21 protein-coding genes are annotated in these 22073 nt (G+C 40.8%); 20 read left to right on the plus strand and 1 reads right to left on the minus strand.

The window, feature by feature from the left end:
- The first annotated feature begins 288 nt into the window (after nt 1-288).
- The 4 genes from EDD61_RS11330 (at nt 289) to EDD61_RS11345 (ending at nt 3760) form a co-directional block, all read left to right on the plus strand.
- Nucleotides 289-1020 (plus strand): ATP-binding cassette domain-containing protein, encoded by a 732-nt coding sequence (locus tag EDD61_RS11330; protein WP_132225456.1) that lies wholly within the window; start codon nt 289-291, stop codon nt 1018-1020.
- Nucleotides 998-1666: a hypothetical protein gene (locus tag EDD61_RS11335; protein ID WP_243642724.1), complete on the plus strand. Its 669-nt coding sequence runs from the start codon at nt 998-1000 to the stop codon at nt 1664-1666. Before EDD61_RS11330 ends, EDD61_RS11335 begins: the two co-directional genes overlap by 23 nt.
- Nucleotides 1667-1831: 165 nt before the next feature.
- Nucleotides 1832-3106, plus strand: a complete 1275-nt coding sequence (locus EDD61_RS11340) for a hypothetical protein (protein WP_132225458.1) — start codon at nt 1832-1834, stop codon at nt 3104-3106.
- Between the two features lie 105 nt (nt 3107-3211).
- Nucleotides 3212-3760 (plus strand): DUF1836 domain-containing protein, encoded by a 549-nt coding sequence (locus tag EDD61_RS11345; protein WP_008979120.1) that lies wholly within the window; start codon nt 3212-3214, stop codon nt 3758-3760.
- Nucleotides 3761-4024: 264 nt separating this feature from the next.
- Here the strand turns inward: EDD61_RS11345 and EDD61_RS11350 are convergent, their stop codons facing one another.
- The gene (locus EDD61_RS11350) at nt 4025-6019 is read right to left on the minus strand and encodes a BglG family transcription antiterminator (RefSeq protein ID WP_008979119.1); all 1995 of its coding nucleotides are present in this window, start codon (nt 6017-6019) and stop codon (nt 4025-4027) included.
- 306 nt (nt 6020-6325) lie between these two features.
- Here EDD61_RS11350 and EDD61_RS11355 point away from each other — a divergent pair, with 306 nt between their 5' ends.
- From EDD61_RS11355 to EDD61_RS11430, 16 genes are all read left to right on the plus strand, one after another.
- Complete coding sequence (locus EDD61_RS11355; RefSeq protein WP_008689372.1) at nt 6326-7189, plus strand: sugar phosphate isomerase/epimerase family protein; 864 nt, start codon at nt 6326-6328, stop codon at nt 7187-7189.
- 12 nt (nt 7190-7201) lie between these two features.
- Nucleotides 7202-8086, plus strand: a complete 885-nt coding sequence (locus EDD61_RS11360) for a class II fructose-bisphosphate aldolase (RefSeq protein ID WP_008689370.1) — start codon at nt 7202-7204, stop codon at nt 8084-8086.
- A gap of 15 nt (nt 8087-8101) precedes the next feature.
- Nucleotides 8102-8572: a PTS sugar transporter subunit IIA gene (locus EDD61_RS11365; RefSeq protein WP_008689368.1), complete on the plus strand. Its 471-nt coding sequence runs from the start codon at nt 8102-8104 to the stop codon at nt 8570-8572.
- 20 nt (nt 8573-8592) lie between these two features.
- Nucleotides 8593-8886, plus strand: a complete 294-nt coding sequence (locus EDD61_RS11370) for a PTS fructose transporter subunit IIB (RefSeq protein ID WP_008689367.1) — start codon at nt 8593-8595, stop codon at nt 8884-8886.
- Between the two features lie 25 nt (nt 8887-8911).
- The gene (locus EDD61_RS11375; protein WP_008689365.1) at nt 8912-9961 is read left to right on the plus strand and encodes a PTS fructose transporter subunit IIC; all 1050 of its coding nucleotides are present in this window, start codon (nt 8912-8914) and stop codon (nt 9959-9961) included.
- A gap of 24 nt (nt 9962-9985) precedes the next feature.
- Complete coding sequence (locus EDD61_RS11380) at nt 9986-10900, plus strand: cupin domain-containing protein (protein WP_008689364.1); 915 nt, start codon at nt 9986-9988, stop codon at nt 10898-10900.
- Nucleotides 10901-11037: 137 nt separating this feature from the next.
- Nucleotides 11038-11484 (plus strand): ribose 5-phosphate isomerase B, encoded by a 447-nt coding sequence (gene rpiB, locus EDD61_RS11385; protein ID WP_008689363.1) that lies wholly within the window; start codon nt 11038-11040, stop codon nt 11482-11484.
- A gap of 11 nt (nt 11485-11495) precedes the next feature.
- Nucleotides 11496-12506: a dihydroxyacetone kinase subunit DhaK gene (locus EDD61_RS11390; RefSeq protein WP_119983192.1), complete on the plus strand. Its 1011-nt coding sequence runs from the start codon at nt 11496-11498 to the stop codon at nt 12504-12506.
- Between the two features lie 3 nt (nt 12507-12509).
- Nucleotides 12510-13157 carry a dihydroxyacetone kinase subunit DhaL gene (gene dhaL, locus EDD61_RS11395; protein WP_132225460.1) on the plus strand — a complete coding sequence of 216 codons (648 nt, stop codon included), beginning with the start codon at nt 12510-12512 and terminating at the stop codon, nt 13155-13157.
- Between the two features lie 87 nt (nt 13158-13244).
- On the plus strand, nt 13245-14018 hold the full coding sequence (locus tag EDD61_RS11400; RefSeq protein ID WP_132225462.1) for an HAD-IIB family hydrolase: 774 nt from the start codon (nt 13245-13247) through the stop codon (nt 14016-14018).
- Between the two features lie 71 nt (nt 14019-14089).
- Entirely contained in the window at nt 14090-14914 is an 825-nt protein-coding gene (locus EDD61_RS11405) for a transketolase (protein ID WP_119957467.1), read from the plus strand.
- A complete protein-coding gene (locus EDD61_RS11410) occupies nt 14908-15834 on the plus strand; it encodes a transketolase family protein (RefSeq protein WP_132225464.1) in 927 nt (308 codons plus the stop codon). The genes EDD61_RS11405 and EDD61_RS11410 overlap by 7 nt, the downstream gene beginning before the upstream one ends.
- Before the next feature lie 120 nt (nt 15835-15954).
- Entirely contained in the window at nt 15955-16716 is a 762-nt protein-coding gene (locus EDD61_RS11415) for a TMEM164 family acyltransferase (RefSeq protein ID WP_132225466.1), read from the plus strand.
- A gap of 114 nt (nt 16717-16830) precedes the next feature.
- Nucleotides 16831-17928 (plus strand): immunity protein Imm33 domain-containing protein, encoded by a 1098-nt coding sequence (locus EDD61_RS11420; protein ID WP_132225468.1) that lies wholly within the window; start codon nt 16831-16833, stop codon nt 17926-17928.
- Between the two features lie 75 nt (nt 17929-18003).
- The gene (locus EDD61_RS11425; protein WP_132225470.1) at nt 18004-20370 is read left to right on the plus strand and encodes a hypothetical protein; all 2367 of its coding nucleotides are present in this window, start codon (nt 18004-18006) and stop codon (nt 20368-20370) included.
- A gap of 29 nt (nt 20371-20399) precedes the next feature.
- Nucleotides 20400-21728: an RsmF rRNA methyltransferase first C-terminal domain-containing protein gene (locus EDD61_RS11430; protein WP_132225472.1), complete on the plus strand. Its 1329-nt coding sequence runs from the start codon at nt 20400-20402 to the stop codon at nt 21726-21728.
- Nucleotides 21729-22073 lie beyond the last annotated feature (345 nt).

Here is a 22073-nt window from a genome sequence, read left to right on the forward strand (position 1 = left end):
TAGAGAGACACGCTTTGAAATTAAAACGAACCGCCGTATACGGAACCGTACGTACGGTGGTGTGAGAGGGTGATTTATTTCACCCTACTCGATTGTTAAAACATAAAGAGAGGATGGCGAATACATGATGTTATATGACACTTTTCATAAGCACGCTGGTTCATCCATCGTTGATTAATAGAAATATAACCGGAATCTTAGCGGTTTTTCTTTCAATGATAAAGTAACATAAACGTATATGACATGTTATAATAAATGCATGAAAAACATTAGAAATGAGGGGATCCTATGCTGAAAATTGCGCATTTGATGGTAAAACGACATCATAAGACCATCATCCATAATTTAAATGTAGAAATACCACCGGCCTCATGTACCCTTTTTTGTGGAGATGACACAAGTGGTGTAAAAGAGCTGCTGGCTTGTCTGGCAGGTATACAAGAGTATCAAAGTGGTCAAATTCTGTGGGAAGAGCAACCGTTACAAAAGATGGATGTTGTTTATGCCTCAGGAAACGGCAGTGTTTTCATTGAACAAACGATACTTGCATATGGGAAGTTTCTGGCGCAATTTTATCCTGCGTTTTCTTTAACAATCTATCAACAGCTATTGCACACTTGTCATTTGGATGCTGCGAAACGTATATATCGTTTACAAAGAGAAGAAAGAGCAATACTGGAAATCATTGCCGCTTATGCTACACAATGTCCGCTGATGATCTTCGATGATGTGGTATCTTCTTTGTCCTTAAAGAAATGGCAATTTTTATGGCAAGAATGTCTTACCCTTGGTCATGTACCGACCTTACTATTAGGATGTAAAGAAGAGCATGAAGCTAAAGCAATGGCGGATAACATTTTTTATCTGCAAGATGGGCAATTGCTAGTCCAACCTTTGGCAAAAGAAACTATGACTGAAGAAATGGCAAAGCATGAAGATATACAAGAAAAAAATATACAGGAACCAAGCGGACGTTTATTTGATGAGAAAGGCTGGGATGACGATGAAACAGATTGGTAAACAGCTGCGCCAATGTGCGTATATCATGCAAGAAGAATTGCTGCATCATGCGATCTTTGTAATTCCGCTAGTCGTGCTTGTCGTGTTGGCTCATCTTGTACAGGCGTTTACCTATCATGGTGCCCTCTTGCCCTTCCATGTCGTATATTATCAGCAATTTCTTTTTTGGAAGCTTGATATCCTGGTGGGAGTGCTTTTATTAAGTTACCTGCTTTTTTCACAGCTATGGCGGCAAAAGCAACATCGTCTTTTTCGTTATGAGCTGCTGCCTGCGCCTTCCTATGTCAGTGTGATCGGAAGACTTTTTGCCATCGTTTTTCTCTTGCTTTCCTATTGCTTTATTATTGATCTGCTTTATCTTGCGACGTATCAAATCATGGCAGGACAACTTACACAAACAATGACTTCGGCAGGGTTGTTTCGCTCCATTCTGCATGCATATTATCTTCATACGATATTGCCTATAACATGGGAACAATTCCTGCTTCTTTTCTTACTATGTGTTATCTTTGCTTTCTTTAGTGTTACCATAGCGAAGGCATGGAAACATCCCCTCTCATGGTATCTATTTTTTGATACTGTTTGCTATCATTTTCCTACTATTTGGCTGGTATCGTTTAAGTCATTTATCGACTTCTATTATTGACTTTCTCCAGACGCATCCATCGCTGCAAGAACCGATTGAGCAGGTGCTGCAATTTATGCAAATTCCTTATCTTTTGGATGGTATTTTGTTGATTGCAGGAAGTGTTGCGATATTCAACTATTGGCTGATACAGCATCGTCTGCAGAAAAGAAGGGAGAAGGGACTATGAAAAAATATACCTTGCTGTTGTTACCGATGATCATGCTTTGTTTCTTTGTGCTGTATCTTGGAATATCCCAACAACGTGATGATTTGCAATTTTACATTCAAACGGATCATGGCGACAGTTCCGTTTTAGATACATTAGGTTATGAATTTAAGATACAGGAAGGGTATGTACAATGGCTTGTCAAAGGGAAAGGCAAGCAAACAAAGGCGACTTATCTAGGTAAACAAAAGGAAAATAGTGATCCTAATGAAATCTATGTGCTGGCAGAACCAATGGCAGACGATGCCTCTATGCAAGACATTGCGGCATTATGTGATGCAGACAGCAATCAGGAGCAAATCGGTTGTTACTTTGCTAAAAAAGAAGAGGAAGTCCGTTATCGTCTGACGATCGATCATATTGATGAAGCGCATACGATGAATGTTATCGCGCTTCCTGATGATATGAAACAAACCTTAACTATCATGCGAAAAGATAAGAAGAAAATACCGGTGCTGTATGTAAAAGATGCTGAAAATCAGTACAGCATCCATGAGCTGGGAGACGAAGGCACTTACGATATATTTTTCAATTATGCACATCAGCCAATTCGCCAGGCGAATAAGAAAGATTACTATTTTTTCATCAGTGAAGCCTATCTCATGAGCGATTTATCTAAGCAGGGCTATGTCTGTAAAGAAGATATCGGCGGTATTTATCATGTGGATGAAAAAGGGGAAGTAAAACGTATTACAGCGATGAAGATAGGTGAAGAAGATCCTTATTTTATGAGCATTCAAGAACATCAGCTCACCTGCTTTATCCGTCGTAACGATCACGATTATCTTGTTTCTTATGATTTTGCAGGTAAGAAATTAAAAGAAGTGGAATTGCCTGAGGTAGCCATGGTACAAAGATTTATTACGTTGGCAAATGATGAATTGCTTGTGTCGTTCTTAAAAACCGATGGTGGAGAGGTTGTAAAGGTATATGATAAGCAGCTGCATCAGATTGATGAAATTCCACTTATTCAGGAATTGAGTGATAATATTCATTGTATCTATCATGACAAGATCCTTTATACCATGGAAGAAAACGGAAACAATGGTCTTAAAATTGTGGTTTATGATGCACAACAAACGTTGTATGAAGGGTATTTGCTAATGAAAAATGATGCCGTCTCTTTGTATGATCAAATTTATCAAAAAGAAAATTATGAGGAGCTTGCTACGCGTATGAATGTTTCAGGCATGTGGCAATTTGATGTGAAATTATATATAGCAGATAACTAAGCATTGCAAAGATTCGTTGGTTTTATCCCTTTGGGAATTTTTATGAAAAAACATTGACGGTCGAAAAGAAACCAGTATACTAAAATAAGAAAGAAGTGATGCCACATGGATACACGGAAAGAATTGATGGCCTGGAGCGATACATTGTTTACCTTTCATCTTCCCCGTTGGGAAGAGTTACCGGCCTTTGATTTATATATGGATCAGGTGATTACCTTATTGGAAACCTATTTACGTCCTTTGTTAGGGGATGTACGAGAGGAAACGATTTTAACCAGTGCCATGATCAATAATTATGTGAAGTTGAAATTAATACCAAAAGCAGAAAAGAAACGTTATAGTCGCATGCATCTTGCATATCTCATCGCAATTACGGTGTTAAAACAAGTGTTGACCATCAGTGAGGTAAAGCGGGGAATTGAGTATCAGGCAAATTTATCCGGTTTAAAAGAAGCGTATAATTTATTTTGTGAAGAATTGGAACTCGCATTGATGGCGGTAGCTAAACATATTCAAGAGGGAAAAGGAAGCCTGCGTTTAGAAGGTATCACCTTACAAAATACGGCGATGAAGATGGCCGCAATGTCGTTAGCAGGTAAATTAGTCGCACGTAAGATTTTATTGTTGCAAGATGATTATCAAAATACACTTTAAAAAGGGAAAGCCTAAGGTACGCTGTTGGGTATAGATAACGTGTATGTAACACTTGCAGGGCATAAGTGACTTAGGAAAAAGCATCATTGAATCAGAAGTTATTTATTCTTAGTCTAAATGAGTTGCCCAAAGAAGGAAAGAAGCATCATAAGAAGAAAAATGGATACGCGAAAGGAAAGTCAGAAAAAAGGAAGTCATCCTCTGTGTGTGGCAGAGTTTAGACTTCCTTTTTTTGCTTGATGTTTGTAAAACTTTGATATAAATTCAGTTCTCTTCCTGTGGTAAAGTCGGTGGGCCTGCCGTTAATCCTATCTCATTTAATACTTCCATGACCTCACTAGCATCTTGGGATTGACGGATGCGATCTAACAGACTTTCGTTTTCAATCAACTCATAAAAATGGGCGAAGAAGGATCCAATCTCACTGTTTTTTGTAAAATCTAAAGCCATCGTAAAGACTAAATCAACCTTTTCATCTTTTGCCCAGATAATTGGATGATCTAAGATTAAGACAGAGATAGCACCTTGATTGACATGTTTTTTATATTCATGAGGAATACTGACTCCATTCCCGATTGAGGTAGGTAAGATAGATTCTCTTACCTTGATGTTTGTAATGAATTCCGGTGTTACATAGTGATGCTGTTCCAAAAGGGAAGAACCATATGCTAAGGCTTCATCTTTTGTTTTCGCATGATAATGTAAAGCAATTAGATTTTCATGGAACAGATTATTTGATACTAAAATGGATTGTTTTTCCTTTTGGATCTGTTTCAAACGCTCATCAATCAATAAGATATCTTGATTATCGAAGCGTGGACTAATCAATAAATACTCTTCTTCGCTTTTATCTGTAAGCGGCAAAGGACTGACTAAGAGGTCGTATTCCTGATCAATCTGATTGATTTGTTCATAATGCAAAGTGGAGATTGTGTTAAGAAAGGACAGACTCTTTGATACTTTTTGACGGATATAACGGGAGGTGTTTTCATCCTTTGTCGTCACTAAGATGATACGCAGGGTAAATAAATCATCTTTTAAGGCATTGCTTAACAGCATCGTAATGTAGGCAATATCATTTTCACTGAATTTAATGTGTAACTTTTGTTCAATTGGTTGAATGTTCGTTAAAACAATTCCATACAAGGAAGGTAAATCTTTTTTGATATCGCGGATAAAGGAAGTGCCATTCATCATCTGATAGCTTTTTTGTAGTTTCTTCTTTTGAAACAGCATGCCCAAATCACTGATCAGACCATCGTTGGTGATGATTTTTTTATTGACGATGATGGATTTCAGCTTTTGGATAAATTGCTCGGCAATGGCTTCATAATAATCCATTTTGATGGTGCTGGAGGCCCTGTCATAAGCGCCGTTCAAAGCGAATTGTGCCGCCAAACAATGATATTCCATTGTAAGGTTTTCTTTATTGTAAAAAGGCAATGCTGTATTAATAAGCGTGCGTGAGGCTTCGTATTGCAGATCGCTGATCTTAGCACGGTTTAAGATATTTGCCTCTTCGATGATATTACCGGTCGAGATGCGAATCAGACTAAGCGCGATATATTCACAGAGTTGTGTGAAAGAAATTTCATCATAAGTAAATTTCAGCGTCGTTTCAGCATCCAATAATAGTTTCTGCAACATCATTAGATCCTGGTTGGGATAGCAGTGCAGAAAGTAATGATAAAAATGGGCATCAATGCGATAATCGATGCCGTCCATCATCGGCGTTTGTGTTTCTTCTTCATTGAAATAGGAATTATTTTCAAAAATAATGGCCTGTCGTTTATTAAATTCGTTCCCCTGCAGACAGACCCCGCGATTCTTAATGATCGATAGTTTTAAATCAAAATACGATAACCAGTTTTTTATTAATTCCAGATCTTTTGTGATGATCGTTCGGCCTACGGCTAAATCATCTGCAAAAATCTGTACGGTATAATTTGAATTTCGCTGAAATAAAATATCTAAAATATAATGTTTACGAAAATCAAAGGAGTAGGCTTTGTTTCGAGGATCATTACTTGTATTGGCCAATTCCTGCAAACGCTTTTCTTCCCCCTGTAGCAAAAATCCTTTCCGCGGCAGTAGCTGTAATTCGGCACCACAGGATTCGATATATTCACGGACATAACGCATATTGTGTTTCACGGTGCTTAAGGACATATTGATCTCTTTGGCGATCTGTTTTGATGTTATCGGTTCGTCCTTTTCCAGAAGAATATGGATAATTTTCTCCGTTGTTATATCTAGCATTCACATCACCTCAGTACATATTATAGCAATTTTATGAGTAAAAGAAAGCATTTTCAAAGAAAAAGAAACAAATTCACAGTAAGTGGAAATGGCTCAAAAAAGCAAGTTTCTTTTTTACTTTTTTTGCACGGAAAGCGGTGCAATTCGGATAAAAGTCATTGCACGGATGGAGCTTTATCGGTGCGAAAAGAAGGGCATCTTTTTGCACATACATTCGTGCAAAAGGAAGCTTTATGATATTTGCTTTCTGTACTTGCCATACGGTATCATGAAGGCAGCAAAGGAAACAGGAAAGGAGGATGAAACATGAAGATCACATTTGGCGTGGATAGTTTCATCTGGACAGAAAACTTCTCTGAAAAAGATCTTTGGATCATCAAGAAAGCGGAAGAATTGGGATTTGAGGTAATTGATTTTGCGATTGCCCATCCTGAAACCTTCCCCACGGAACGGGTCAAAGAAGAGCTTGCGAAAACTCACTTAAGAGCCGTGACAACGACGACCTTGGATGCTTCTACCAACTTGATCAGTGAAGATGAAAAAGTCAGAAGATGCGGTATTGAAGCGATGAAACAATTGGTTGATATCAATAAAGAATTAAGCAGCACGATTCTTGGCGGTGTCAATTATGCCGGCTGGGGATGCTTAAGCGGAAAACCGCGAACCGAAGAAGAATGGAAGCATTCTGTGGAAGCGATGCGAGAAGTTGGTGAATATGCGTTAAAGGTACATCCACAACTTAATATTTGTGTCGAAGCGGTGAATCGCTTTGAAACCCATTTTATTAACATCGCAGAAGATGGCGTTCGCTATTGCAAAGATGTTGGCACCGGAAACATCAAGGTGCATTTGGATTGTTTCCATATGATTCGTGAGGAGAAAAGCTTTACCAAAGCGGTAGAAACATGCGGCAAGGAATATCTGGGATATGTCCATGTAAATGAAAATGATCGTGGGATTCCGGGAACCGGCATGGTACCATTCAAGGAATTTTTTACCGCCTTAAAAAAGATCGGTTACAGTGAACCATGCACGATCGAAAGCTTTGATCCAAGCTTTGAAGAATTGAATAAGAATTGTGCAATTTGGCGCAGCTTTGCGAAAACCGGCGAAGAGCTGGCAGTGAAGGGACTGGCAAATCTGCAAAAGATTGCGGATGAAATTAACTAGGAGGATAAGAAAATGTTAGTAAATTTAGAGAAAATTTTAAAGGATGCAGAAGCGGGAGGATATGCCATCGGATGTATCAACACACCAAACATGACAACATTGCGTGCAGTTGTCGATGCTGCTGAAGAAATGCAGACACCAATCATCATTGACCATGCACAGGTGCATGATCCATTGATTCCTATTGAATTGATCGGACCTAAAATGGTGGAATATGCAAAACAGGCAAGTGTTCCGGTATGTGTACATTTGGATCATGGCAGTGATTATAATTTCGTTATGCGTGCATTGCGCTGTGGATTCAGCTCAATCATGTATGATTTGAGTGCAAAGCCATTTGAAGAGAACGTGGAAAACTTAAAAGTATTTACGGAAATGGCACACAAGTTAGGTGTTACCGTGGAAGCAGAATTAGGAGTAATGACTTCCACAGAAGATGATACGCATGGTGATGGTGGAGGATGGACACATGAAACTATCAAGAAAACCTTTACCGATCCTGCACAGGCTGCTGAATTTGCACAGCGTACCGGGGTTGATGCATTAGCTGTATGCTTTGGTACGGCACATGGTATTTATGCCGAACCACCAGTATTGGATATCGAACGTGTAAAAGCCATTCGGGAAGCTATGCCAAAAGATTGTCGTGTGGTCATGCATGGTGGCAGCGGTGTTGATGCTGATCAGGTACGTGCAGCTATCAATGAAGGGGTATCCAAAGTAAATTATTACTCTTATATGGCAAAAGCTTGCAGCAAGCACATGTATGAATATCTGAAAGATAGAGATGGCAATGCATACTGGCATGAAGCCGATGAAGAAGCTTATCGTTTCATGAAGGAATACGCAAAAGAAGTGCTGGCTGTATTTAAAAACGGCAAAACCTGTACGTTATAGGAAGGGTAAGCGCATATGGCGGATATTCAGTTAGGAAATGTGCTGACAAAGGAAGCGATGATCTTAGATCATACGCCCTTTAACAGCAAGGAAGAAATGTTTCAGCTATTGAGTGAAAAGTTTTTCGAAGCCGGTGTTATAACCAATCAGCAAGCGTATCTTACTGCACTTCGTGAGCGCGAAGCTATGGGACCTACGTATATGGGAAATCTCATCGGTCTTCCTCATGGTCGCTGTGATGAAGTGGTAAAATCCGGAATTGCGTTTTGTCGCTGTTCCTCTCCCTTCCTATATCAGAGCTGTGGAGAAGAGGGCGATGTAAAATATGTCTTTATGCTTGCGATTCCAGGGAATCAAAGTGCAGATCAATACATGCGCGTATTGGCAACTTTAGCCGGCTTGCTGGCAAAAGAAGAATTTGTCGATCAGTTGGATTCGGTGCACAGCTATGATGAAATGTTGGCACTGATGAAGGCTTGTTCATAAAAAAGAAAGGAGGGTTTGTGATGAAGATCGTAGCTATCACATCATGTGCAACGGGGATTGCGCATACTTACATGGCTGCTGAAGCATTAAAAAAATTCTGCAAGAAAAACCATCATGAATGTAAGGTGGAAACACAAGGGGCATTGGGCATTGAAAATCAGCTGAAACCTTACGAAATTGAAGCTGCTGATTTGATCGTATTCGCTAACGATGTCGGCATCAGTAAGGCAGAACGCTTTGATAAATATAAAGATAAGATCAAAAAGTTCTCACCCCATGATGTCATCAAAGATCCAAGCATTATTTTGAAATAATCTTAATGAAAAGGAGATAGAAAACATGAAAGATAAATTAAAAGAGATACAGGAGGCCCTACTTACCGGCGTTTCCTACATGCTTCCATTCGTTATTTCCGGCGGTTTGTTAATTGCCATAGGTTTCCTGCTGGGGGGCTATAATATTCCAAATGATGTTGCGCAAGGGGGCAACTTCGCTTCTACAATGTTCTGGTTAGGAAAAGCAGCCTTTGGCTTGATGGTACCTATCCTGGGTGCTTATACGGCTTATAGTATTGCCGATAAGCCAGGTATTGCGCCAGGTATGATCGCTGGTTGGATGGCTACCGATCCTTGGGGCTTAAATCAGGCTTCTGGTTTCCTTGGCGGTTTGATCGGTGGTATCATCGCTGGTTACTTAGTCTTATTATTAAAGAAGATCCCTATGCCAATGACGCTGCGCAGCTTGCTGCCTACATTGATCATTCCATTATTAGGCGTTACAGCTATGGGTCTAATTATGGTATACATCATCGGTGGTCCTATCGCTGCGGTTACCAATGCATTAACTGATATGCTGAATTCTCTGGGAACCGGAAACTTACTGCTGTTAGGTATCATTCAAGGATGCATGTTGGCATTTGATATGGGCGGTCCTTGTAATAAAGTTGCTTATGCATTCGCTTTGGCTGCTATGGATACTGGAAACTATATGGTCATGGGTGCAAACTTCGTTGGTTCCATCACACCTCCATTAGGTATTGCAATTGCTATCCTTGTTAAGAAAAGCAAATTTACAAGCTCTGAAAGAAACTCTTTAGCTGGTTTACTTGCAGGTGCTGCTGGTATGATTACAGAATTTGCAATTCCATTTGCTGCCAGTGATCCAGTAAAAGTAATTCCATCTTTGATGGCTGGTTCTGCTGTTGGTTGTACCGTATCTTATATGCTAGGCTTAACCATTCAGGCTCCACATGGTGGTTTGTTTGTAGCCTTTGCAATGAATAATCCAATCTACTTCATCATTGCTGCGGTAGTTGGGGCAATTGTTACGGCTGCTTTATTAGTCGTATTAAAAAAGGATGTTCCCGCCGAAGAAGTTGAAGCTGAATAAGAAAAGAGGAGAAAAGACAAGTTTATGGCAAAATTATTTGATATCATGGGAAATTTCCCATTCAAACCTGAGGATAAAAAACCAATGCTGATTCGTAAACAGGATTATTCTACAGCATTGTATCCACCAAACAACGCATTTACCAGTGATAATACGTTCACGATGATTACAACCGATACCTTCATGCTGGGTATCTATGAATTAGGACCTGGTGGTGTATTTGCACCATTGGATATCCATCCTGGTGATGAATCTTACTACATCCTGGATGGACCGGTCGTACAGCGCAGCGGCAATGGCCAGTTTGCTTACTTAGAAACCGGAGAAGGTCTGTTCATGCCGGAAGGCGCATGGCATTGTTGTCATAATTTCTCAGATCGCAAAGCGCGTATTCTGTACTTCATCACACCAAAGGCATGGAGCGAACAGATTCCACCGGCAGTTATTCCAACCGATGAAGAAACAAAGTTCTACAAAGGACCGAACAACGATGCATTACCAAATATGCGCGATAAGATTCATGATATTTCCCGTCAGGGCTGTACCGATGATATCGGACATTGGCCAGTGGATGCAAAAGAAGCTAGAGAAACCGGTGCCGTTTATGCCGTTCGTGACTTTGAAAAATTAAACAATGTGCATGGAACCAGTCATCCAATGCTAATGCGTTTCATCACCAGCAATGACTATGGACATTTTGGTGAATTTATCTTGCCGGCCGGTGGTTATGGGCCTCGCTGCTCTGATCCTGATACACATAAAGGAGATGCCGCCTTGTATTGTGTGGATGGACCGGTAACGGTGAATTTGGTAGAGCTGGAAGAAAGCTTCGTCATGGAACCGGAAGATACTTTCTTTATTCCAGCTGGTGTTAGCTATCAGTTGGTAAACTTTGAAGCAAAACCGGTGAAAGTAGTCTTTGCGATTACCGAGCTGTAATAATAACTACTGTCTGAGAAGAAAACAAGAAAGGGAAAACGTGTTCTTCGTATTACAGACTTGCGAAAGGAATTCGTCGATGAGATGAGTGGAATTGCTCCACTCATCTGATCATTATGATATAAAAGGTGAAGAAAATGAAAATTGTGATTGGATGTGATGAAGCTGCTTTTGATATGAAAGAGGCAGTTCATCAGCGATTAAAAGAACTACAGTATGATGTCATTGATGTGGGAGTCTATGATAAAAACCCATCCTTGTACCCGGACACGGCAGAAAAGCTGTGCAAAGAAATCGTCGAAGGGCGTGCCGAAAAAGGGATATTGATGTGTGGAACCGGTATCGGAATGGCGATCACAGCCAACAAAATACCAGGCATTCGCGCAGCCGTAGGGCATGATGTCTTTTCCGTAGAACGCAGCCGTAAAAGCAATGACTGTCAAGTTCTCTGCATGGGAGCCAGAGTAATTGCCATCCAATCTGCATTGATGTTGATGGAACGCTGGCTGCAGTGTGAATTTGCCGGTGGGGCAAGTAAGGCAAAGGTAGATAGGATCAGGGAAATCGAGTGTCAATACAGATAGGAGGAAACAACATGCAAAGAATCATTAACAATTGTGATGAAGTCGTTGAAGATATGCTGAAAGGTTTTGAGCGCTGTCATCATGATCTGATACGCGTTGATGAAAATAATCCTCGTGTTGTCATTTCAAAAGAAGCTACTAAGAAGCGAAAGGTTGGTATCGTTACCGGAGGCGGCAGTGGGCATAAACCAGCGTTTATCGGCTATTGCGGAAAGAATATGGTCGATGCCGTGGCCGTTGGTGAAATTTTCTCTTCTCCTACGGCAAAATCATTTTACGATGCTTTCTGTGCGGTTGATCAAGGTATGGGCGTTGCCTGCTTGTATGGCAATTATGCCGGTGATAACATGAATGTAAAGATGGCGATGGAATTAGCGGAAGATGATGATATCGTCGTAAAAACAGTCGTTGCCAATGATGATGTGGCCAGTGCTGATAAAGCAGATCGTACGAAACGTCGCGGTGTTGCCGGAGAAATCTTCATGTGGAAGGTTGGCGGTGCCAAGGCAGCGATGGGAGCTAGCTTGGATGAAGTGATTGCTGCTGCCCAAAAGGCCATTGATCATACACGCAGTGTCGGTGTTGGGTTAAGCCCATGTACGATACCGGCGAATGGAAAACCGAATTTCACCATTGAAGAAGGAACGATGGAATTTGGTATCGGTCATCATGGGGAACCGGGTATTAAAGTTGAAAAACTTGGTACGGCAAAAGAAATGGCGAAAGAAATGACCCGTTTGGTCATTGAAGATAAACCATTTAAAGCAGGCAGTGAAGTCGCTGTGTTGGTATCTGGTTTAGGGGCAACACCGGTCATGGAACAATATATCTTCTTTGAAGAAGTCGCCAAGCTCTTAGAGGAACAGGGTATTTGTATTTATAAATCTTATGTCGGCAATTACTTTACGTCCTTGGAAATGAATGGTGTAACCTTAACGATCATGGAATTGGATGAGGAATTAAAGGAATGTGTCGATATGGAAGTAGAAACCATGGGTATGACCCAGTTGGCAAGGAGATAACTTATGGAAACCTTACGTAATCAAGGAAATGCCGGTATCGTTTTGCAAGTCATCGATGCCATTCATGAACAAGCATCTTACTTGAGTGAGATTGATGGTGCAACCGGAGATGGAGATCACGGCATTAATATGAATAAAGGCTTTATGATGGCAAAGGAGCGCATTGAGCCAAGCGATTCTTTTGCGGAAGCTTTAAAAATCTTAGGACGTACCTTAGTCATGGACATTGGCGGCAGTATGGGACCTATTTACGGCACCATGTTTTCTAAGCTGAGCCGGGTTTTAAAAAAGGCAGAGCCTATCACGAAAGAAGCTTTTTTAGAAGCATTGGAAAATGCGGTACAAGGTTTGATGGATCTGGCTGGAGCTAAGGTTGGCGATAAGACATTAGTGGATACGATTTATCCGGCTTGTCAGGCCTATCAAGCAGCTATGAAACAAGATGCAGAGTTTTCACAGTGCTTAAGAGAAATGGCGAAAGGGGCAGAAGCCGGTAAAGAAAGCACAAAGGATTTAGTAGCGAAAATCGGCAGAGCTGCTCGTTTAGGCGAACGCAGCCGCGGTCATCTGGATGCAGGAGCTACCTCCTGTTGGATCATTTTAACAACGATGGCAAATGCGATGTTAGCGCAGCTGCAGTCACGAGAGTAGACAGATGATTTTCTTTTGAGAATCATCTTTTCTCTAGAAAGGAAAAGGTAGAAATGTTTGATATGTACATGACTACCAGGAAAAAAGATGCACAAGAAATATTTTTTCTTTGATATAGATGGAACTTTAACGGATCGATCCACGGGTGAAATTGTTCCCAGTGCGTTAGCAACGTTGAAAAAGCTGGAAGCAGCAGGCCATTTTGTCAGCATCGCTACTGGTCGTGCCCATTATAAAGCAAGAGGCTTCATGGAAAAGGTTGGCTTGTCGAATATGGTGTGTAATGGCGGTGTTGGTCTAGTCATTGATCATGAACTGGTGGAAAATCGCCCTTTGGATCTATCGAAGGCAAAAGCGATTTGTAAACAGGCAGATGCGTTAGGTTATGGCCTTCTTTTAATGCTAGATGATTCCTTGCGTTGCTACAGCAAAGATAATCGTTTTCGTAAACAAATGGGGGAACGCTTAGAACCAACGGAATACATCATTGATGAAACCTTAGATTATGATGCACTGAGTGCTATTTATAAGATTTATATTTCCATTCCAAAGGAAGAAGAAGAGCGTTTAACACTGCGCAATACCTTAGGACATCTGCGCTTTGCGGGCAATTATTTAATGTTTCAATATGATGAAAAGGATAAAGGCATTGAACATATGATCGAACGTATCCATGGTCGTATCGAGGATGTCGTGGTCTTTGGCGATGATACCAACGATCTTGTCATGTTTGACAAACGATGGTGTAGCATTGCGATGGGCAATGGCAGTGAAGATATCAAACAAAAAGCAGATTATGTAACGGATACGAATGTAAGGGATGGCATTCAAAAGGCATGTCAGCATTTTCACTGGATTTAACAAAATAGAAAGAAAGGATCATTGGTAAGAGCTACAGGATGTTGTACGATTACTGATTAGGATAAAGGGATATGAAAAAAGAAGAATTACAGCAGCTAGCACGACAAGTGCGTAAGGATGTGCTGTGGGAGATCTTTAGCGCACAAAGCGGTCATCCCGGCGGTTCTTTAAGTGCTGCCGATCTTGGTACAGTCTTATTTTTTGATGAGATGGATATAACAAAGGAAAATGCCCAAGGTCAAAAACGTGATCGTTTGGTTTTTAGCAAGGGTCATGCGGCACCACTGCTTTATGCGTTATTGTGTGAGAAAGGACTATTGGAAAAGGATGATTTAACAACTTTTCGCCGCATCAATACCCGCTTACAAGGACATCCGAATATGAATTATATTGATGGGGTAGATATGTCTACGGGATCTTTAGGACAAGGGATTTCCGCCGCAGTAGGGATGGCACTAGCAAATCGCTTAGATGGCAATACCCATCGCATATATGCATTGTTAGGTGATGGGGAATGTCAGGAAGGGGAAGTATGGGAGGCATTGATGAGTGCTGCCCATTATCAATTCGATAATTTATGTGTCATCATCGATCACAATGGTTTACAAATTGATGGCAAGGTGGATGATGTCATGAAGGTAGATTCGCTGTATGACAAAGCGATTGCCTTTGGCTGTCATGCCCTGCAGATCAATGGGCATGACATGGATGCTATCAAAACGGCCTTTGCACAGGCTCGTCAGATACAAGGAAAACCGACGGTGATCATTGCCGATACAATTAAAGGGAAAGGGGTATCCTTTATGGAAAATGAAGCAGGATGGCATGGCAAAGCACCAAATGCAACGCAATTTGAACAAGCTATCAAGGACTTAGGAGGTGATGCACAATGGTAAAAAAGGCAACGCGTGAGGCGTATGGGGAAGCGTTAGCGCAACTCGTAAAACAAAATCCTGACATTGTTGTTTTAGATGCTGATTTAGCAGGAAGCACGAAAACAAGCGAAGCGAAAAAAGTATGTCCACAGCGTCATTTTGATATGGGCATCGCGGAAAGTAACATGATGGGTGTGGCAGCCGGCTTGGCAGCCAGTGGCAAGATCCCATTTGCCAGCAGCTTTGCGATGTTTGCGGCAGGAAGAGCCTATGAACAGATTCGCAATGCGATCGGGTATCCACATCTGAATGTAAAGATATGTGCAACTCATGCCGGATTAAGCGTTGGAGAAGATGGTGCTACTCATCAATGTAATGAAGATCTGGCATTGATGCGCACGATTCCCGGAATGTGTGTCTTACAGCCTTGTGATGCGCAGCAGACCACCCAGATGATCAAGGCCATAGCGAGGATGGATGGTCCTTGTTATGTTCGCTTAAGTCGAATGGCTGTTGATGCGGTTTATGATGAAAATATGCCGTTTACGATAGGAAAAGGGAATGTCCTACAGAAAGGGGAAAAAATAGCCATCGTAGCCAGTGGAATCATGGTCCAAGAAGCTTTACAGGCAGCAAAACAATTACCATTTGTGCCGACGATTGTCGATATGCATACCATAAAACCAATTGATAAAGCATTGTTATGTTCGCTGGCGAAGGATCATCAGCTGATCGTAACGGCAGAAGAGCATTCTATAATCGGTGGTTTAGGCAGTGCCGTTGCCGAAGTTCTTGCGCAGCAGCCACATGCCTGTGCGTTGCGCATGGTAGGTGTTTTCGATGTGTATGGAGAAAGTGGCACCCCTCAAGATGTCTTGCATAAATATGGCATTGATGCAAAAACTATTGTAAACACGATTTTAACACAACCCTTTCAATAACAAAGATAATTGCATAAACATGTTCTGTGAATGATGAGCGAGGAACATGTTTTCTTTTTAATTAAGATATCCTAAGAACTTTCAGTAGAAATTATGCTAAAATAAAACAGGGTGATTTACATGAAGGATTTTTTTACATATTATACCGAAATCAAGTCAATGGCTGCACCATTTCAGACTTTTTCTATTGCGCACTTGTGTTTTTTATGCCTCATGGGCATCATTATTTATGCGTTGTATCATCGTTACACCACGCTTAACACATCTAACAAACGAAAGTTTCAGATCTATATGGCTTTATATTTTCTAATCGAAGAGGCCATATATACGCTATGGCTCTTACTTAACTGTCATGAACAGGTATGGATTCAGATCTTGCCTTTAGAACTTTGCAGCTGCTGTGTTTATATGAATGCTGCCTGTGTCTTTACACAAAAAAATAGCTTGCGTTTCTTTAGTGGGGTAGTTGGCTTAGTTGCAGGAGGGGTAGCCATGATTTATCCTGCGAATATTGCCGGCTTATATCCAATCGTATCTTATCGCACGATCAATTTCTATATCTTACATGGCGCCTTTCTCTTATTTTCGCTCATTCAATTAAGTGATACTACGCTTTTACAATATCGCTATATGAAGAAAAACTATTTGATTATTTGCTGTATGTTTTCCATCGCCTTTATTGTCAATCTGATGCTGGATACCCAATATATGTTTGTTGGTGTTCCACCGAAAATCGCTTTGGTAGCTAGCTTATATCAGCTGACCGGTATTTTCTTATTTATGCCGGCGGTCTTAGCCGCTTTGTTTGTCATTCAATGTATTGTTGTCTATTTATTACGTAAAGTATATGGCTATCCAACCAAAGAAGAAGCAGCATCGTAGAGGAAGTATGCTGTTTTCTTTATCTTTATCATGTTTAAGGAAAAGTCATCCGTATTGACTATGCACAAAGCAATTCTTATAGTAAAATAAGAAGAAAGAAACAGGAGATTATATATGACAAAACAAAAGGAAACAACATGGAGCCACACAAAGGCATTATTGCCGCAGATACAAGAGGCATACACTGCGATGTGTCGCAATGCTCTTTCAGGCGGGGAAATATCTTTAAAAAAATTTACATTACTGCTCAGCGGTATTTCAGCCTGCCGTAAGACACCAGGCATCCCAGAGCATATGGGCTATGAACAGATGTATGTGTGTAATGATGAACAGGCGCAAGAAGTGCGAAACCATCTGGAAAAGCTTTATGGCATAAAGGATGTGACAAGCTTGGAGGCCTGCTGTGAACATCTGTTTACAACACACCGTGAATATGTTCAATTTTTATCTTTTTGGAAAGAACAGCCGATGTTTGATCTTCAAGATCTGCAGCCGGAAGCAAAAACCATGTTTGAGCATTTTCAAAGTTATGCACAGCTTTTTTATCCATTCACACAAGACAAAGGCTTTTATGCTTGGGATGCCAATGAGATCATTGGTCTATATCGCAGAGCGTATGCCTGTCATTTGATTGATGAAGAAGCCTTTTGGAAACGCTGTTTGCCAATTGCCCGCAGGGTGTCTTCCTGGTATGCGAACTGGCAAGAATTTGCCTTAAGCTCTTTATGTGGCGCCTTATATTTTAATTTGCGTAATGGTGGCACGGATGAAGAGGCAGATGGCTTATTCCAGCTGCATATGCGATTGTTGCAGCAGCTGTTGAGTGAAGGCGGTGCTTGGGGCGTACATGGCTGGTATCAGACAATGCCCAAAAAATTTGTGAAGTCCAAGGAAGAAATATTACAATTGCTCCATGATTGGGAAGGCGGAGATGGCTGTATTGCCAGTGACCGCATTTTGGTAGATGGTTGTCGAATCGGTTATATGTATCGACAAGAACCACAGCAGGAATGGGATAGCGGCTGGCGTTTTATGGCTGGTGATGAAACGCAGGAATATCTCGATGATCCTTATCATTGCGGCATTTATAAATTAAATACACTATGTAATTATGACCCGGAAATTCAACCTTTCCTCACAGATGAGGTGGGCAGTGCGTATGCGCGCAAGGAAGATGATTTATTACATAAGATTTCTTCGAAAGAAGCTTAGCTTGTTCTTACGATTCTCTTACAGGCATTGACTTTCTAAAGCAAATTATGCTAGTTATAAAGAGAGGTGTTGAACATGCTGAAAGTATCCCATATCACCATGACAAACAAACAGCGGCATCTGTTAACAGATGTCTCTTTTGTATTACCTGCACATGGGTTTTGTGCCATTACGGCTAAGGAAAAAGAAACCGAAAAGGCCATCAGTTATCTTTTGGCCGGTATGAAACAAGCGGATGCCGGATTTTTACAGTGTGATGAAACAAAAGTAACCAATTTCTCTGTGACGGAAAGAAGCCGGTATCGCACAAGCTGTGTGACTAGCTGGTTTGGCGATTTCCTTTTCTTACCATCAGCAAGTGTGAAAGAAAATATTGTTTTACAATATGCATATGAAAAGACAAAGGTGAAACAGGTGCTGCAAGATTGGCAATTGTCTTCCATAGCAGAAAAAAGCATTGAAGAAGTCAGCTTTCAAGATAAAGTGAAAACGATGCTTGCCCGAAGTGCTTTGCGTACCTATCGTTCGATCATTTTTTATCCCGATAGTACGCCATTTTCAAAAGAGGAGCTGCAAAGCATTTATCAATTGTTAAAAATTTATAGTGAACACATACTGGTCATCGTTGTCGGTGATCCTGCCTGTCATGCCTATAGTGAACGCATCTTGGAATTTCGTGAAGGTATTTTAATCAGTGATAATCAAGCAGATGAAGAAGTAAAAATACAGGATATTCAACAACCTGGTGTAACCATGCAGAAAGAGGGATGGCATGCGATGTTTGAGGAGCAACATCGTCGCTATCGCTGGCCTTATCATGCGTTAAAATTTTTAACATTGATGTCATTGATCCTTGTTTGTATCTTATGGAGCACAACGAGCTTAGATATCGTCAATATTGAGTTGGGCATGCTGCAAAAGGATAAGACGAATTCATTTGTCGTCCATAAGATAGCCCAAGGGGACGATGGGACATTATATCCCGCTTTAAAAACGAATCTATCATCAAAGGATGTTTCAATCTTACAGAAGCATATGAAGGGCAATCTGCTATGTAGTTATGTAGCGGTCAATGCAACCTTTGCCAATGCCTATCTGGAAGGTATTTACGATAAAGAAGCCATACCCTTAGAAAATTACTTGCCTGTGGTGGAGGCAAATACTGCCAAGCAAGCCGGGATCAAAAAATTGCAGGGGCATTATCCTACAACCTTTGATGAAGTTTGTCTTTCGTTGCAAACGGCTCATCAGCTCTTTCATCAAGAGATACCGGCAGAGAAACTGTTGCATATGACAATTTCTTGGTATGGCCTGCCTTTACGGATTTCTGGGGTTTTTGAGGATGAGGATGGGGATAAGACTGCAAATGGCGTTTTAGGAATGCATCTGGGCTATCCCTTGTATGTAAAAAGCGGTTATCTGAAACAACATCCTTTATCGAAGATGAAAAGCTTTCCTTCCAGTAACAAACGCTTATTATATCAAGATCATTTTGTAAACATTCAAGATATTCAGCCGATCGATGTCTTTTCACGTTTTTATAATGGAAAACAGATTGTGTACTACACCCCAATTGCACAGGATGAAATTGTCCTTGATGTAGCCACCGCTATTGAAATGGGGTTCCCTTATGAACGCTATGCAAACGATGAGACAATGAGCTATCAGGAAAAATTGTATGCTTATATTCGCTTTGCTGATGAGATGATCGGTAAACAAATACAGGTACAGGCGTATACAATCGAAGCCACACCAATTAACAGTATGTTGTATCGTAAGAATGTGAAAATTGCCGGTTTCTTATTACCGAGTATGGACATGATGGAAGGAAACGAGCAGGTAAAGGATGCTACCGTGTATATGGATGAAACCGGTTTATCGAATGTCCTGGTGAAAAATGTCCAAATCAAACAGGTAACTTATCAAGGAAACAGTGTGGAGGAAGTAAGAGAGGCATTGCAGTATCTGAATACTAGTAATTTATATGAGATAAGCTTAAAAAATTCTTTGCTGCTGCAAGTTCTAGTCATTGATTTCAAGGAATTGTTCACCTTTTTTGCGATTGCCAGCATCTTCTTTCTAGGAGGCAGTGTACTGCTTTATTTTCTGCTGCTGCATAAAACCATTCAGCATCAGCAACTTGCTTGCAGTGTGTATTATGTTTTTGGGGAGCGAAAGGACGCAATGCGTAAATTATATGAAAAAACCTTCTTAAGAAGATGGCGAAAATATTTGTTTGTAGCTATCTTTATAACGACCATCTTATTGTGGGACTATATCATATTGATCTTGTTAAAGCTTTCAGCGGATGTTTCACTATTGATGTATTTGTTATTGCCCGCTTGTGTGGGTGGTTTGCTTTACTTCAGCATGCAGCTGGCAACACGATGGTATCTGAAACATTCTTCACTGCTGCTGGATGCATATGCTGAAGAAGTATGATAAAATACGAAGGTATTGGAGGGATGTGTATGAAAGAACAATTTCTGCAGCGGATGAAGGAATATCTGCAAGAGGATTATGAGGCTTATGTAAAAACGTTAGAGGAAGATGCTTATCGTGGGTTGCGTGTTAATACGACAAAGATAAGCGTTGAGGCTTTTTTACAGCTGTCTGTTTGTGAGTGTAAGCCTTCTGCGATCTGTCCTGAAACCTTTTATATTCCGCACCAGGAAAAAGGGTTAGGCAATCATCCTGCACATCTTGCCGGTCTGTTTTATATGCAAGAGCCAAGTGCTTCCAGTGCTGTAGAAGTTTTGGATGTACAAGAGGGGGATTGGGTGTTGGATATGTGTGCAGCTCCGGGAGGCAAAAGTACACAGATTGCCGCGAAATTGCAGCACAGTGGTTTACTAGTCAGTAATGAAATAGAGGCAAAGCGGGCGGCCGTATTGATGAGCAATATGGAACGTTTAGGTTTTAGTGAATGTATGATTACCAATGCACGTCCCGATGAACTGGCCAAGGAAATGGGCGGCTGGTTTGATAAGGTCTTGGTAGATGCTCCTTGCAGTGGCGAAGGCATGTTTAAAAAACACGCCAAGGCAATGGACGATTGGAGCGTAGAACATGTGGCTTCCTGTGCAATGCGCCAAAAGCTTATTTTAGAAAGTGCCTATGAAACCTTAAAAGAAGAGGGCATTCTTGTATATTCTACCTGTACTTATTCTATGGAAGAAAATGAAGAAGTCGTTTATGAATTTTTAAAGCATCATGACGATATGGAATTATTAGATTGCCAGGTTAACTTTGGCAGAAGCGGATTTTCTTATCGTGATCTGGATGTGACAAAGGTGCGAAGAATTTTCCCGATGGATCAAGGGGAAGGACATTTTGTGGCCAAGATGAAGAAACATGGTCAAGCCGTCATATCGCGGAAAAAAGAAGTGGCGGATACAGCCTTGCCAATGTTTGCCCAAGCTTTTTTAAAAAGCCAGCTGGCAAAGCAGCCTGCGCATACGTTACTATTGCAGGATAAGCTATATCTGAAACAAACGCCTTTTTTGAAACTTAAGAAAATTCATATCCTGCGCCAGGGCATCTTAGCCGGGGAAATCATGAAAAACCGCATAGAGCCACATCAGCATTTTTATAGCGCAAGTTTGCATCAGGATAAGTTTTTACAGACCTATGATATGTGTGATGAGGAATGTCACCTCTTTTTACAAGGTCATCCTCTATCTGTCAGTGGGTATAAGGGGTATACGGCCTTATTGTGGCATCAGCATCCCATCGGCTTTGCCAAAGGGGATGGCATGGTGTTAAAAAATAAATACCCTAAAGGAATGCGTATTCGCTGATCGAAAATAGAAATAACTTGACCAAATAGGTAAGGATAAATGACAGGAATTTCCGATTGTATCGAGATTCCTTTTTTTATTGCCCTTATGCTATAGCCACAAGGGGAAAGTATGTACGTTCATAACGATATTTCTATAATCGTATGTAAAATTTAGTAATATCTTGTTATGTTTTTCTAAGATATTGATAAAGAATTGACACACGCGTGCTTATTGATTATCCTGTACATGGGTTAAGCAAAAAGGATCCTGTACATGGGCAATGAGAGCTATAACGAACACTGTTATAGATAAGATGTCTTTTTATGAAAACAATGAATAATGCTTTATGCAAGGTGAATGCGC

The organism is Longicatena caecimuris (assembly GCF_004341945.1).
GTDB lineage: Bacteria > Bacillota_I > Bacilli_A > Erysipelotrichales > Erysipelotrichaceae > Longicatena > Longicatena caecimuris.

Coding starts and splice junctions, on each gene's coding strand:
- EDD61_RS11330 (WP_132225456.1), top strand. CDS start 289: ATGCTGAAAATTGCGCATTTGATGGTAAAACGACATCATAAGACCATC.
- EDD61_RS11335 (WP_243642724.1), top strand. CDS start 998: ATGACGATGAAACAGATTGGTAAACAGCTGCGCCAATGTGCGTATATC.
- EDD61_RS11340 (WP_132225458.1), top strand. CDS start 1,832: ATGAAAAAATATACCTTGCTGTTGTTACCGATGATCATGCTTTGTTTC.
- EDD61_RS11345 (WP_008979120.1), top strand. CDS start 3,212: ATGGATACACGGAAAGAATTGATGGCCTGGAGCGATACATTGTTTACC.
- EDD61_RS11350 (WP_008979119.1), bottom strand. CDS start 6,019: ATGCTAGATATAACAACGGAGAAAATTATCCATATTCTTCTGGAAAAG.
- EDD61_RS11355 (WP_008689372.1), top strand. CDS start 6,326: ATGAAGATCACATTTGGCGTGGATAGTTTCATCTGGACAGAAAACTTC.
- EDD61_RS11360 (WP_008689370.1), top strand. CDS start 7,202: ATGTTAGTAAATTTAGAGAAAATTTTAAAGGATGCAGAAGCGGGAGGA.
- EDD61_RS11365 (WP_008689368.1), top strand. CDS start 8,102: ATGGCGGATATTCAGTTAGGAAATGTGCTGACAAAGGAAGCGATGATC.
- EDD61_RS11370 (WP_008689367.1), top strand. CDS start 8,593: ATGAAGATCGTAGCTATCACATCATGTGCAACGGGGATTGCGCATACT.
- EDD61_RS11375 (WP_008689365.1), top strand. CDS start 8,912: ATGAAAGATAAATTAAAAGAGATACAGGAGGCCCTACTTACCGGCGTT.
- EDD61_RS11380 (WP_008689364.1), top strand. CDS start 9,986: ATGGCAAAATTATTTGATATCATGGGAAATTTCCCATTCAAACCTGAG.
- rpiB (WP_008689363.1), top strand. CDS start 11,038: ATGAAAATTGTGATTGGATGTGATGAAGCTGCTTTTGATATGAAAGAG.
- EDD61_RS11390 (WP_119983192.1), top strand. CDS start 11,496: ATGCAAAGAATCATTAACAATTGTGATGAAGTCGTTGAAGATATGCTG.
- dhaL (WP_132225460.1), top strand. CDS start 12,510: ATGGAAACCTTACGTAATCAAGGAAATGCCGGTATCGTTTTGCAAGTC.
- EDD61_RS11400 (WP_132225462.1), top strand. CDS start 13,245: ATGCACAAGAAATATTTTTTCTTTGATATAGATGGAACTTTAACGGAT.
- EDD61_RS11405 (WP_119957467.1), top strand. CDS start 14,090: ATGAAAAAAGAAGAATTACAGCAGCTAGCACGACAAGTGCGTAAGGAT.
- EDD61_RS11410 (WP_132225464.1), top strand. CDS start 14,908: ATGGTAAAAAAGGCAACGCGTGAGGCGTATGGGGAAGCGTTAGCGCAA.
- EDD61_RS11415 (WP_132225466.1), top strand. CDS start 15,955: ATGAAGGATTTTTTTACATATTATACCGAAATCAAGTCAATGGCTGCA.
- EDD61_RS11420 (WP_132225468.1), top strand. CDS start 16,831: ATGACAAAACAAAAGGAAACAACATGGAGCCACACAAAGGCATTATTG.
- EDD61_RS11425 (WP_132225470.1), top strand. CDS start 18,004: ATGCTGAAAGTATCCCATATCACCATGACAAACAAACAGCGGCATCTG.
- EDD61_RS11430 (WP_132225472.1), top strand. CDS start 20,400: ATGAAAGAACAATTTCTGCAGCGGATGAAGGAATATCTGCAAGAGGAT.